Raw genomic sequence first — 11,533 nt, 5'->3', positions numbered from 1 at the left:
AGTGCTAGCCATCTTGCTCCTCCCCGAGTTCTCCGAGCTGGAGGCGGCCCTAGCCCTCGAGGCAGCCCGGCGCCTGGAATACCCTGCTTACACCGTGGCCAAGGGGCGTAAGGGAACCCCGGCCCTGGCGGGCTCCGTCTGGACTCCCACCTACGCCTTTCCCGCGGCCCCGCCCCCGGAAGCCCTCCTCATCCCCGGGGCCAAAAGGCCAGGCCGGATGGCCCGGGATCCCTCCTATGTGGCCTTCGTGGAGGAGATCTGGGAGGGGTTAGAGGCTGTGTTTCTAGGCTTTAACGCCCATCTCTTCCTGGCCGAGGTGGGCAGGCTTCCTTCTCGGGTGGCGGCCCCAGGGGAGGTGGCCCAGGGCTTGACCAAGCAGGGCTACCAGGTGGCGGATGGTTCCTTCCACCGGGAGGCCAAGGTCTATACCACCCTGGGGGGGTTATCCCTGCTTAAGGCTTTAGAGGATTGGGCGCAAAAAGCGATTGAGCTTTAAGTTTATACGGTAGTACACTACCCCCATGACCGTGAGGGAGTATCAGAAAAAGCGGCGTCGGGAGCGCATCTTCCAGGCAGCCATGGCCCTTTTCCGTCAGCAGGGTTTCCGGGAAACCACCGCCACCGATATCGCCAAGGCCGCCCACGTGTCCCGGGGTACCTTCTTCAACTACTACCCCTATAAGGAAGCCGTGCTCCTGGAGTACGGGAGCCTGCTTCTTGCGGACCTCAGAGAGGAGGTAAGGCGGCGCCTGGCCCAGAAGGAGGATCCCATGGCCCTCCTCCGCTTCCTCTTCCAGAGGCTTGCCGCCTTTACCCAGGCGGAGAAGGACCTTCTTTTGCCCCTTCTCTACGAGCTTTTAAACCCCGATCCGGTCCGGGCCAAGGCCGCCTTCCTGGCCCTGCCTTTGGGGGACTTGATCGCCGAGGTCCTGAAGCCCTTGCGGGAAAAGGGGGTGGTGCGGCAGGACCTTTCCCTGGAGCGGATGGGCCGCACCTTGGCCGACCTTTACTTCCTCGCCGCCTTGCGCTGGGCGGCCTATACCCCTAACCGGGATTTCGGGGAGGAGGTAGAGAAATCCCTGTCCTTGGCCCTGGAAGGGATTCTGGCCCGAAGCCAGCCCACCCAGGTTTCCAGGAAATCCGCCAAAGCCAAGGCTTAGTCCGCGGCCACCTTCAGCCTTTGGGCGATCTCGGGGATTCTGGCCAAAAAGACCCCTGTGGGGCTACCCGTGAGGGCCACCTCCTCCGGGGTACCCTCGGCCACGATCTCCCCGCCCCGGTCGCCCCCCTCGGGGCCCAGGTCTATCACCCAGTCGGCGGTCTTCACCACGTCCAGGTTGTGCTCGATGACCACCACGGTGTTGCCGGCATCCACCAGGCGATGGAGCACATCCAGAAGCTTGGCCACGTCGTCAAAGTGAAGGCCGGTGGTGGGCTCGTCCAGGATGTAGAGGGTGCGGCCCGTGGCCTTACGGCCCAGCTCCGTGGCCAGCTTGATCCTCTGGGCCTCGCCTCCGGAAAGGGTGGGGGAGGGCTGGCCCAGGCGCATGTAGCCCAGGCCCACGTCCACCATGAGCTGGAGCTTGCGGGCGATGGTGGGAACGTTTTGGAAAAACTCCAGGGCTTCCTCGGCGGTCATGTCCAGGACGTCGGCGATGCTCTTGCCCCTTAGCTTCACCTCGAGGGTCTCCTTGTTGTAGCGCTTGCCCTTGCACACCTCGCAGGGTATGTAGAGGTCGGGCAAAAAGAGCATCTCGATCTTCACCGTGCCGTCGCCCCCGCAGGCCTCGCACCGCCCCCCCTTCACGTTGAAGGAGAAGCGACCCGGGCCATAGCCCCGCTTCCTGGCCTCCGGGGTCTTGGCGAAGAGGTCCCGGATCTCGTCAAAGATGCCGGTGTAGGTGGCGGGGTTGGAGCGAGGGGTGCGGCCGATGGGGGACTGGTCGATCTCGATCACCTTGTCCAGGTGCTCCACTCCCTCCAGGGATTCGTAGGCTCCAGGGGTGGTCTTGGCCCGCATGAGCTTTTGGGCCAAGGCGGCGTAGAGGACATCGTGGACCAAGGTGCTCTTTCCCGAACCGGAGGGCCCGGTCACCGCCACGAAGCGGCCCAAGGGGATTTTCAAGGTGATGTTTTTCAGGTTGTGCTCCCGGGCCCCCTTGAGCACCAGCCACTTGCCGTTTCCCTTCCTACGCTCCTTGGGCACGGGGATTTGCTTCTCCCCCCGCAGGTAGGCCCCGGTAAGGCTCTCCTTGCTTTTAAGGATCTCCTCCAGGGGTCCTTGGGCCACCACCTCTCCTCCGTGGATGCCGGCCCCCGGTCCCATGTCCACGATCCAGTCCGCGGCCCGCATGGTTTCCTCGTCGTGTTCCACCACGATCAGGGTGTTTCCAAGCCCCTGGAGGCGCTTCAGGGTCTGGATGAGGCGCTGGTTGTCCCTGGGGTGGAGGCCGATGCTGGGCTCGTCCAGCACGTAAAGCACCCCGGTGAGGCCGCTTCCTACCTGGGTGGCCAGGCGGATCCGCTGGGCCTCCCCTCCGGAGAGGGTGTTGGCGGCTCGGTCCAGGGTGAGGTAGTCCAGCCCCACCCCCACCAGGAAGCCCAGCCTCTCCACGATCTCCCGCAGGATGGGGCGGGCGATCTGGGCCTGGAAGGGGGAGAGATAGGCCTCGAGGTTCCGGAAAAACTCTAGGGCCTCGCGAACGGGCAGGGCCGAAACCTCGGCGATGTTCTTGTCCGCCACCCTTACGGAGAGCACTTCCTTCTTGTAGCGGGTGCCGCCGCACACCGGGCAGGGCTTCTGCGACATGAAGCCTTCCAGCGCCTCCTTGACCCCTTCGGACTCCGCCTCCTGGTACCGCTTCTGCAGCCAGGGGATGACCCCCTCGTAGTGGACCTCCACCCGGAAGGTTTCCTTGCCTCCCCGGCGGAAGACCACCTCAAAGGGCTCGGGAAGGCCGTGGAGCACGGCCTGCTGGGCTTCCTCCGGCAGGTCCTTGAAGGGGGTTTTGAGGTCGAAGCCCATGTGTTCTGCCAAGGCCCGAAGCCGGTCCCAGAGGTAGCTTCGCCCCGTGTCCCGCCCCCGGGCCCAGGGCAGGATGGCCCCCTCGGCCAGGGAGAGCTCGGGGTTCACGATGAGCTCAGGGTCAAACTCCTGCTTGTAACCCAGACCCGAGCAGGCAGGGCAGGCCCCGTAGGGGGCGTTGAAGGAGAAGATGCGGGGCTCGAGCTCCTCCAGGACGCTTCCGTGCTCGGGACAGGCGAACTTCTCGGAGAAAAGCTCCTCCTGGCCGGAATCCGGGTAAAGGACCCGCATGAGCCCCTCGCCCCTAAGGAGGGCGAGCTCCACTGCCTCGGCGATGCGGGGGCGTTCCTCCTCCTTAAGGACCACCCGGTCCACCACCAGGTCAATGTCGTGCTTCTCGTACTTTTCCAGGTTTAGGTTCTGGGCCTCCTCCAGGAGGTAGATGACCCCATCCACCCGCACCCGGGCGTAGCCTTCCTTCATGAGTTGCTGGAAAAGCTTGCGGTACTCCCCCTTTCTCCCCCGCACCAAAGGAGCCATGAGGATGGCCCGGGTGCCCGGGGGGTTCTTCAGGAGGCGGTCGGTGATCTCGCTAGCAGACTGCTTCTCAATAGGGCGGCCGCACTCCGGGCAGTAGGCGGTGCCGATGCGGGCATAAAGAAGGCGGAGGTAGTCGTGGATCTCCGTCACCGTGCCCACGGTGGAGCGGGGGTTGTGGCTGGTGGTTTTCTGGTCGATGGAGATGGCGGGGGAGAGGCCCTCGATGCTTTCCACCTCGGGCTTGTCCATGACCCCCAGGAACTGGCGGGCGTAGCTGGAGAGGCTTTCCACATAGCGCCGCTGCCCCTCTGCGTAGATGGTGTCAAAGGCCAGGGTGCTCTTGCCCGAGCCGGAAACCCCGGTGATGACGATGAACTTGCCCCGCGGGAGCTCCAGGCTGATGTTCTTGAGGTTGTGCTCCCGTGCCCCCCGGATGACGATGCGGTCCATCCGTGGAAGTATACCACTACCTTCTGGGAAGGACCAGGTGGCAGGGGGGGGCTTCCCGTGCCCTATAGTGAACCTATGGCCTCTTGGATGCGTACCGAGGCGGAGGAAGCCCCCAAGGTCATAGAGCGCCTCCTTAGGGAGAACGAGGGCGAGGTGAGGAGCTTGGCCCGCTTCCTGAGGAAGCGCCCCCCGGCTCTCACCCTTACCGTGGCCCGGGGGAGTTCCGACCACGCCGCCCTTTTTGCCAAGTACCTCCTCGAGGCCCGATTGGAGTGGCCGGTTCTCTCCTTGGCCCCTTCCGTCCTCACCCTTTACCGGGCTAGGCCCAGGGTGCCTTTTCCCTCCCTTCTTCTCGCCTTTAGCCAAAGCGGGGAAAGCCCCGACCTTTTGGAGGTGGTAAGCGCCTACCGCTCCCAGGGAGCCCTCACCGTGGCCCTGGTGAACCGGGAGGAGAGCCCTCTTGCCCGGATGGCGGAGGTGGTCCTTCCCCTCCATGCCGGGGAGGAGAAGGCGGTGGCCGCCACCAAGAGCTTCCTCGCCATGCTGGCCGCCACCCTCCACCTCCTGGCCCAGCTGGTGGAGGAAAGCCGCCTGCGCCAGGTCCTTCCCGCCTTACCCGAGGCCTTGCACCGGGCCTTGGAGGCCTCGGGGGAGCTGGATTACCTGGAAGATGCGGAAAACCTTTTCGTCCTGGGGCGGGGGTTCACGTACCCCGTGGCCCTCGAGGCGGCCTTGAAGCTGAAGGAGGTGGCGGGGCTTCATGCGGAGGGGTTTTCGGCGGCGGAGTTCCTCCACGGTCCCCAGGCCCTTTTGGAGGCTGGCTTTCCGGTGCTGGCCTTGGTGCAAAAGGATGAGGCCTTGGAGGCCCTTCTTTCCACCCTCGAGGGGTTAAAGGCGAAAGGGGCTCATCTTCTCGTTCTCTCCCCGGAACCCGATGCCTTGGCCCTGGCGGATTCTCCCCTGGCGCTTCCCGTGGCCTCCGTGCCCGAGATCACCCCTCTTTTCCTGGCCCAGGCCTTCTATCCCAAGGCGGAGGCCCTGGCCCGCTCCCGGGGCCTGGATCCGGACCGGCCCCGGCACCTCACCAAGGTGACCCGGACCCGCTAGAAGACCCTTTCCCCCAGGGGTACCTCCCGCTCTGTGGTGAGGAGGACCACCCGGCCCTCGGCATCCTTAGCCCCCAGGACCAGCACCTCGGAGGGAAAGCCTGCGATGGAGCGGGTTCCCAGGTTCACCGCGCACACCACCAGGCGGCCCACCAGGTCCTCGGGGCGGTAAAGCTCGGTAATCTGGGCGGAACTCTGTTTGACCCCTAAGGGCCCGAGGTCGATCCAGAGCTTGTAGCTGGGTTTGCGGGCTTTCTCGTGGGGTTCGGCCTTCAAGATGCGGCCGATGCGCAGATCCAGGATTTGAAAGGCTTGCAGGGCCTCCATAGCTAGATTCTGCCAGAGGAAGGGGCTGGTACAAACACGTTTCCCGCCTCTTGAGGAGGCGGGACTCTTGCAGATAGGGCGCTGGTGGGCCGTGCAGGACTTGAACCTGCAACCAACCGGTTATGAGCCGGCCGCTCTGACCGATTGAGCTAACGGCCCACGCCAGAAAAGCATTGTAGCACAAGGCAGGACAAGGGACCGCGCTTTAGGGTGTATACTTCCATTTAGAGGTGAAGCCTATGACCGTAAACGAGAGCACCACCGATAGGGTGATTCGCTTTATTCTGGCCCTGGTCCTCTTCTACTTCGCTTTCCAGTCGGCATCCCCCTGGAACTGGATCCTGGGGATCGTGGGGGTGGTCCTCCTCTTCACGGCGGTCACCGGCTTCTGCGCCCTCTATAAGGCCCTGGGCATCAGCACCAAGAAGTAAACCCGCTGCATGGAGGCCCTGGCTTGGCCTCTTTCCCCCGGGGACCTGGTGCGGGTGGAGTTTTGCAAGTTCCCGGGGGATAGCCTGCACTATTTTTGGCAGGCCCGGGTGGTGGAGGTACGCCCGGAAGGCGTCCTGACCTTGCTCCCCCAGGGCGGGACCTTTCACCACGTGGCCAAGGGGAAGGCGGTGGTGCTGGACCACGATGCCTATGTGGCCTTTTTCCCTGGGGCCTGGTACTCCGGGGGACCGGATGTGAGGGAGGGCCGGGTGCTGGAGTATTACTGGAACGTGCAAACCCCGGCAGAGTGGACGGGAAGGGGTTTTCGCCAGTACGACCTCGAGCTGGACGTGCGTTGCCAGGCCGACCATACCTGCCAGGTCTTCGACCGGGAGGAGTTTTTGGCCAAGCGCTCCCTTTACCCCAGGCTTTGGGTGGAGGAGGCGGAAAAGGCGGTGGAGGCCATTTTCCGCCACATGAAAGAGGGGCGCTGGCCTGTTTTACCCCCCGGGGAGCCCCTTCCCTGGATGGAACGGATCTAGGGCGTTAGGGCGGGGACGGAGGAGGGAGCTGGGTCCTGTGCCCCAGGCCCCCAGGCTTTAAGGGGCAGGAGGGTGCGGCCTTCCAGGTGCCAGCGTCCTTCCAGGGCTACCTGGTAGAAAAGGCCCTTGAAAAAGCCGTGGAAGCTATCCTCCCAGGTTTCCAGGTTCTGGGCCCGCAAGGGGTAGTTGTGCCAGGCGGGGCCCAGGTAGTAGAGCCAGGGGTCATCCAGAAGGCGGGTATCCCGTGGGGGGAGGCCGAGGAGGGCGTTGAAGTAGCCTCTAAGCCGGCTTGCGGTGAAGAGGAGGTTGAGGTAGGGATCCTCGAGGGCCTTCCTGGCCTCGGCCTCGGTCTTGGGGAAGGGTCTTGCGGGATCCCAGGCCCCGAAGAGTCGCAGGCGGTCCTGTTGCTTGAGGGCATCCTCCCAGCTCATCTGGGCCAGGCCCAGGGTGCGGCTCAAGGGGGCGTGGCCTTGGACCTCGGCCAGACCTTGGGCTAAGCCGTCCGCCGCTTCCCGCACCCCCCGGGAAAGCCCCAAGGCCTTGTCCCCCCCGTACTGCTCGTTATCCACAATGGCGGCCAGCACCCCATAAGGAATGCCGAGGGCGGAGGCGGCGGCGCGGATCTCCCGGGCGTAGGGAAGTACGTGGTGGGGGGCGGTGGGCAGGCCCTCGAGGTCCACCTTCTGGCCCCGCTTGGCCTGGCCGATGGCCTCCACCCAGCGCTTGGCCGCCAGGAGGGCGCTTTTGGCTTCGGGGTATGCGGCGCGCTTGCCGGAGCGCTGGTTTTTGAGCTCGAGACGGAGCAGGCGGTCGTAGGCCCGGGCCACTTTCTCCCCTAAAAGCAGGTGCAGGCTGGCCTTCAAGCTCAGGTGGAGGCTCACCCAAGCCTCCCGCTCTTCCCTTGGGTAGGGGAGAAGATCCCTGAGGCTTGGGGAGGGGGGTAGGGTAGGGGGGATGGGAAGGGCCAGGTAGAAAAGGCCCGCTGCCAGCAGCACCAGCCAGGGGCCCGGGGGCATAGGTCAGGACTGGGCGTCTTCCACCGGGGCGGGGGGCACCTCCACCGTGGCCTCCACGGGGTAGCCCGCGTAGATGCGGCGGCCCCCCAGGGTTCTCTCCAGCACCTCCCGCCACTCGGGGAGGTTCAGGAAGCGGTCTGCCTGGTTGCGGAGCTCGAGGTCCGCAAGCTCGTGCACGCCAAGGAGGTGGATTTCCTTCCCCATGGCCCTTAGGGCGCTGAAGGTGTGGGCCAGTTCTCCCGAACCGCTGGCCACGATGGCCCGGTCCCAGCGGGGGGCGGTGGTGAGGAGGTCCGTGGCCATCATGGCCTCAAACCGGGCTTCTCCCCGGACCAAGCGGCTCCGGACCGTGTAGCCCATAAAGACCAGGGCATCTATGAAGCGCTGTTGGCGCTCGTCCTCGGGATCGGTGATGGGCACGTAGTAGAAGGCGTTGTAAAGCTGCTCCGGGGTGGCGAACTGGGTGAGGACCCGGCGGTGGTCCACGTTCCAGCCCAGGCGCTTGGTGGCAAGGTACATGTAGGATCCGTCAATGAAAAGGGCAACCCGCATATGCTCCCATCTTAGGACAAAGCCAGGCCCCGGGCTACTCCGGGGCCCGTGAGTAGCGGAGAGGAATCTCAGGCCGGTGCTTTCTCCTCGGCCTTTTCCGAGGAGTGCCCGGGGTTCACCTTGAGGGCGGGGTTGGCGTAGACGGCGGCGTGGTTGGCGGCGATGGCGGCTTCGCCGAAACCCAGCACGATTAGGGGAAGCTTCCCCGGGTAGGTGACGATGTCGCCGCAGGCGTAGACCCCGGGGATGCTGGTGGCCATGGTGGTGTCCACCTTGATCTTGTTCTTTTCCAGCTCCAGCCCCCAGTTGGCCAGGGGCCCCAGCTTGGTGAGGTAGCCCGCCAGGATCAGCACAGCGTCCACCTCTAGCTCCTTTTCCTCCTGGGTTCCGTTGTGGAAGATCACCGCCTTGCGCACCTGGGTATCCCCTTCAATCCGCCGGACCTCGTAGGGGGTGAGCACGGTAAGGCGCCCTTCCTCATGGGCTTTGAAAAGCTCCTTCACGCTGGCCTCGTGGGCCCGGAACTGGGGCCTCCTGTGGATCAGGGTGATCTCCTTAGCGGTGCCCAGAAGGTTCAGGGCCCAGTCCACGGCGCTATCCCCACCTCCCACGATGAGGACCCGCTTGCCCTGGAACTCGGCCTTGGTCTTCACCGCATAGTAAACGCCCTTGCCCTCCAGCTCCTTTTCCCCCGGGGCACCCAGGCGCCTGGGCTCAAAGGCACCCACGCCAGCGGCGATGATTACGGCCTTGGCGGTATAGGTATTGCCCAGGGAGGTGGTCACCTTGAAAAGATCCCCGTCCTTTTCCAAGGTTTCCGCCCGCTCCCCCAGGCTGTAAATGGGGTTGAAGGGAGCCACCTGCTCCACCAAGCCCTTCACTAGGTCCTTGGCATACACCTTGGGAAAGCCCGCCACGTCGTAGATGTATTTCTCCGGATACAAAGCGGAAAGCTGTCCCCCGGGTTCGGGCAAGGGGTCGATGAAGCGGAAGGAAAGCCCTCGCATGCCCACGTAAAAACCCGCAAAAAGCCCAGCGGGGCCCGCACCAATGATGATCACGTCGGTGTGCTCCATGGCCTCACCTCGCCCTGCATTCTACCCTTAAGGAAACCCTATGGGCGGCGACTTCCGGTTAGGGACAAAGGTCTTGACCCTATCCCATAATCTTCGCCCTATGGTCCGCCAGTTTACTACGGAGGTGGGATCTTTCTCCCGCCTGGAGAAGACTAGTCCACCCGTAGCACCACTTTTCCAAAGACGCGCCGCTCCTCCAGGAGGCGGTGTCCCTCCGCAGCCTCCTCCAAGGAAAGGACCTGCCCCACCACGGGCTTTAGCCTTCCCTGTTCCACAAAGCGCAGGATGGGGAAAAGACGGCTTTTGGAGCCCATGGTGGAGCCTAGGATGGAAAGTTGCCGGAAGAACACATGGGCGAAGGGAAGGGTGCCCTCGTATCCCGAGGAAGCCCCGGCGATGGCAATCCTGCCCCCATTGGCCGTGGCCCGGATCACCCCTTCAAAGTAAAGGGCCCCGGTGTGGTCCACCACCTTGTCGGCGCCCTTCCCGCCGGTTAGGCGGCGCACCTCCTTGGGCCAGTCGGGGTGGGTGTAGTTCACGGTTTCATCGGCTCCCAGCTCCTTGGCCTTCCTGAGCTTTTCCTCCGAGCCTGCGGTGGCGATAACCCTGGCCCCGAAGAGCTTGGCGATCTGGATGGCGGCCACGCTGACCCCGCTTCCTGCGGCCATCACCAGGACGTCCTCCCCGGGGCGCACCTGGAGCTTGTCCACCACCATCTGCCAGGCGGTGAGGAAGGTGAGGGGAATGGCAGCGGCCTCTTCAAAGGAAAGGTTTGGTGGCTTCTTGAGGAGGTTCACCTCGGGTACCACCAGGTACTCGGCGTAAGCTCCAAAGCGGTGTTCGCCCAGTATCTCGTATTTGGGGCAGAGGTTATCTTCCCCCGCCAGGCACCGCTCGCAGTGGCCACAGGAAAGGCCGGGGTTGACCACCACCTCGTCCCCAGGGGCAAAGCCCGTTACCCCAGGCCCCACTGCGTCCACCACCCCCGAGGCATCGGCTCCCAGGATGTGGGGTAAGGGAAGCTTGGGGCTGGCCACTCCCTTGCGAACCCAGATGTCCAGGTGGTTGAGGGCTGCAGCCCTTACCCGGATGCGGACCTCTTTGGGGCCAGGCTCAGGGGTGGGCATTTCCGCTACTTTTAAGACCTCTGGGCCCCCTCGAGCCTCCATGACCACTGCTTTCATCACCGCCTCCTTATGGAGGAGATTTTTCCACGTGCTGGCAACGGGGTCAAGCTAAAGGGGCAGACTTGACCGCTATACCGCATAGAGCCCCAGGAAGCGCAGGGCGGAGAGGGGGTTGAAGGAGAAGGCCTCCAAGGCCGCCTTCTTCTCCCTGACCCCTTGGCGGTGAAGCATGGAGACCAGAAAGGCCCGGAGGGCCGCCAAGACCTGTGCCCCCACCCCCCGCACCTGGCAGGCATCCTCGTGGAGGAGAACGTCCCGTACCCAAAAGGACCGGTTCTCTACCTCCCACCGGTAAAGGAGAAGCTCCCCAAGCCGCCTCGCCTCCGCCACCTCCGGCCCCAAGCTGGTGAGGGCGTAGCTCACCGTCCGCCGCACCTCCCCCGTCCCCTTGTGCCTCACCTCCCGCTCCATCCGCACCACCTGCCTGGCCCCAGGGAAGGCCCGCACCTCTTCCGGCAGGTAGGGGGAAGCCCAAACCCGGTAGGTCCACACCTCCCCATCCCGCACCAGATTCCACACCGCCTCGGTCTCGCCAGGAAGCCGCCTCTCCTCCATGCCCTTGAACACCTCCAAGGCCCACTCCAAAAGTTCCCCCTGGTTAGCCTTCAGGACAAAGAGGTACGCCCCCCTTTTTGCACCACCTTCCCCGCTAACTCCGGGTACAGGTACCCCGCGTCCCCCACCACCACCTTCCCCTTGAGCCCCTCCGCCCCCAGGCGGTCCAGGAGCTCCAAAAGGGCTTGGTCCTCCCTCCCCTCCGCCCGGGCCTGGGCCAGGGTGGTATGGAGGTGCAGGGCCAGGACCTCCACCAGCTTGACCTGGGCGCTTTTCCCCTTGCCGCTTCCCCGCAGGTGCTTCCCGTCTACCACCAGGACTTCCCCAAGGTCGGCTTCGGGGAAGACCTGGAGGAGGGCCGCTTGGAGCTTTTCAGGATCCAGGCGGTGAAGGAGAAGGGTGATGGCGGTGTGGCCTGGGGCCTTGCGCAGGCCCAGGTGGGGCAAGAGGTGGGGGTTGGCGCGGGCGAAGCGTTCCACGCCCCTCAGGGAGTCCACGCGGGAAAGAAAAGCCACCAGGATGAGGGCCAGGAGGCCCCAAAGGGGGTACTGCCGGTTGCGGGCCCGGGGGTCGGGGATCTGGGACAGGGCTTCGCGCAGGGTCATGCCCCCTCTTTACTCCAGGAGCCGCATATAGGTCAAGTCTGGCTAAAGGGGTAGCACTCTGAACCCGGACAGACACATGTGAGACTGGACGAGTAAAAATGTGGGGACCACTCCAGAAGA

Annotated in this window: 13 protein-coding genes and 1 tRNA gene; 5 read left to right on the top strand and 9 right to left on the bottom strand. The window is 64.4% G+C overall.

What is annotated here, in order from left to right:
- The first annotated feature begins 1 nt into the window (after nt 1).
- Both MI302_RS09260 and MI302_RS09255 read left to right on the top strand, forming a co-directional pair.
- Entirely contained in the window at nt 2-496 is a 495-nt protein-coding gene (locus MI302_RS09260; RefSeq protein WP_239725587.1) for a hypothetical protein, read from the top strand.
- 25 nt (nt 497-521) lie between these two features.
- On the top strand, nt 522-1,160 hold the full coding sequence (locus tag MI302_RS09255) for a TetR/AcrR family transcriptional regulator (RefSeq protein WP_038070276.1): 639 nt from the start codon (nt 522-524) through the stop codon (nt 1,158-1,160).
- Here MI302_RS09255 and uvrA read toward each other — a convergent pair.
- Nucleotides 1,157-4,015 carry an excinuclease ABC subunit UvrA gene (gene uvrA, locus MI302_RS09250; protein ID WP_239725586.1) on the bottom strand — a complete coding sequence of 953 codons (2,859 nt, stop codon included), beginning with the start codon at nt 4,013-4,015 and terminating at the stop codon, nt 1,157-1,159. The genes MI302_RS09255 and uvrA overlap by 4 nt on opposite strands.
- 75 nt (nt 4,016-4,090) lie before the next feature.
- On the opposite strand from uvrA, the gene MI302_RS09245 reads away from it, so the two are divergent.
- Nucleotides 4,091-5,122, top strand: a complete 1,032-nt coding sequence (locus MI302_RS09245) for an SIS domain-containing protein (RefSeq protein ID WP_172957234.1) — start codon at nt 4,091-4,093, stop codon at nt 5,120-5,122.
- Here MI302_RS09245 and MI302_RS09240 read toward each other — a convergent pair.
- Together MI302_RS09240 and MI302_RS09235 are read right to left on the bottom strand one after the other, a co-directional pair.
- Entirely contained in the window at nt 5,119-5,448 is a 330-nt protein-coding gene (locus MI302_RS09240; RefSeq protein WP_015717854.1) for a tRNA-binding protein, read from the bottom strand. The two genes, MI302_RS09245 and MI302_RS09240, sit on opposite strands and share 4 nt — an antisense overlap.
- A gap of 82 nt (nt 5,449-5,530) precedes the next feature.
- Nucleotides 5,531-5,607 (bottom strand) — tRNA-Ile (locus MI302_RS09235).
- An 80-nt stretch (nt 5,608-5,687) separates the two neighbouring features.
- On the opposite strand from MI302_RS09235, the gene MI302_RS09230 reads away from it, so the two are divergent.
- Nucleotides 5,688-5,879, top strand: a complete 192-nt coding sequence (locus MI302_RS09230) for a DUF2892 domain-containing protein (RefSeq protein ID WP_126165514.1) — start codon at nt 5,688-5,690, stop codon at nt 5,877-5,879.
- Nucleotides 5,880-5,888: 9 nt separating this feature from the next.
- Nucleotides 5,889-6,422: a DUF402 domain-containing protein gene (locus MI302_RS09225; RefSeq protein ID WP_239725585.1), complete on the top strand. Its 534-nt coding sequence runs from the start codon at nt 5,889-5,891 to the stop codon at nt 6,420-6,422.
- Here the strand turns inward: MI302_RS09225 and MI302_RS09220 are convergent.
- From MI302_RS09220 to MI302_RS12130, 6 genes are all read right to left on the bottom strand, one after another.
- Nucleotides 6,419-7,438, bottom strand: a complete 1,020-nt coding sequence (locus MI302_RS09220) for a hypothetical protein (RefSeq protein WP_239725584.1) — start codon at nt 7,436-7,438, stop codon at nt 6,419-6,421. The two genes, MI302_RS09225 and MI302_RS09220, sit on opposite strands and share 4 nt — an antisense overlap.
- A gap of 3 nt (nt 7,439-7,441) precedes the next feature.
- Nucleotides 7,442-7,990, bottom strand: coding sequence for an NYN domain-containing protein (locus MI302_RS09215; protein ID WP_019550306.1), 549 nt, complete (start codon nt 7,988-7,990; stop codon nt 7,442-7,444).
- Nucleotides 7,991-8,058: 68 nt separating this feature from the next.
- Nucleotides 8,059-9,066: an NAD(P)/FAD-dependent oxidoreductase gene (locus MI302_RS09210; protein ID WP_239725583.1), complete on the bottom strand. Its 1,008-nt coding sequence runs from the start codon at nt 9,064-9,066 to the stop codon at nt 8,059-8,061.
- Between the two features lie 152 nt (nt 9,067-9,218).
- A complete protein-coding gene (locus MI302_RS09205; protein ID WP_239725582.1) occupies nt 9,219-10,250 on the bottom strand; it encodes a zinc-binding dehydrogenase in 1,032 nt (343 codons plus the stop codon).
- Nucleotides 10,251-10,322: 72 nt separating this feature from the next.
- Nucleotides 10,323-10,838, bottom strand: a complete 516-nt coding sequence (locus MI302_RS09200) for a hypothetical protein (protein ID WP_015716433.1) — start codon at nt 10,836-10,838, stop codon at nt 10,323-10,325.
- A gap of 20 nt (nt 10,839-10,858) precedes the next feature.
- Nucleotides 10,859-11,413, bottom strand: coding sequence for a transposase family protein (locus MI302_RS12130; RefSeq protein WP_014629763.1), 555 nt, complete (start codon nt 11,411-11,413; stop codon nt 10,859-10,861).
- Nucleotides 11,414-11,533 lie beyond the last annotated feature (120 nt).

Origin of the sequence: Thermus sp. NEB1569, from assembly GCF_022385295.1 — a bacterium.
GTDB classification, from domain to species: Bacteria; Deinococcota; Deinococci; order Deinococcales; family Thermaceae; genus Thermus; species Thermus scotoductus.
The sequence above is the reverse complement of the archived record's forward strand: the minus strand, read 5'-3'. Positions and strand labels throughout refer to the sequence as shown.

What these genes read in the sequence shown, in the direction of transcription:
- MI302_RS09245 (WP_172957234.1), top strand. Translation starts at nt 4,091, where the DNA reads ATGGCCTCTTGGATGCGTACCGAGGCGGAGGAAGCCCCCAAGGTCATA.
- MI302_RS12130 (WP_014629763.1), bottom strand. Translation starts at nt 11,413, where the DNA reads ATGACCCTGCGCGAAGCCCTGTCCCAGATCCCCGACCCCCGGGCCCGC.
- MI302_RS09230 (WP_126165514.1), top strand. Translation starts at nt 5,688, where the DNA reads ATGACCGTAAACGAGAGCACCACCGATAGGGTGATTCGCTTTATTCTG.
- MI302_RS09215 (WP_019550306.1), bottom strand. Translation starts at nt 7,990, where the DNA reads ATGCGGGTTGCCCTTTTCATTGACGGATCCTACATGTACCTTGCCACC.
- MI302_RS09205 (WP_239725582.1), bottom strand. Translation starts at nt 10,250, where the DNA reads ATGAAAGCAGTGGTCATGGAGGCTCGAGGGGGCCCAGAGGTCTTAAAA.
- MI302_RS09240 (WP_015717854.1), bottom strand. Translation starts at nt 5,448, where the DNA reads ATGGAGGCCCTGCAAGCCTTTCAAATCCTGGATCTGCGCATCGGCCGC.
- MI302_RS09210 (WP_239725583.1), bottom strand. Translation starts at nt 9,066, where the DNA reads ATGGAGCACACCGACGTGATCATCATTGGTGCGGGCCCCGCTGGGCTT.
- MI302_RS09220 (WP_239725584.1), bottom strand. Translation starts at nt 7,438, where the DNA reads ATGCCCCCGGGCCCCTGGCTGGTGCTGCTGGCAGCGGGCCTTTTCTAC.
- MI302_RS09225 (WP_239725585.1), top strand. Translation starts at nt 5,889, where the DNA reads ATGGAGGCCCTGGCTTGGCCTCTTTCCCCCGGGGACCTGGTGCGGGTG.
- uvrA (WP_239725586.1), bottom strand. Translation starts at nt 4,015, where the DNA reads ATGGACCGCATCGTCATCCGGGGGGCACGGGAGCACAACCTCAAGAAC.
- MI302_RS09255 (WP_038070276.1), top strand. Translation starts at nt 522, where the DNA reads ATGACCGTGAGGGAGTATCAGAAAAAGCGGCGTCGGGAGCGCATCTTC.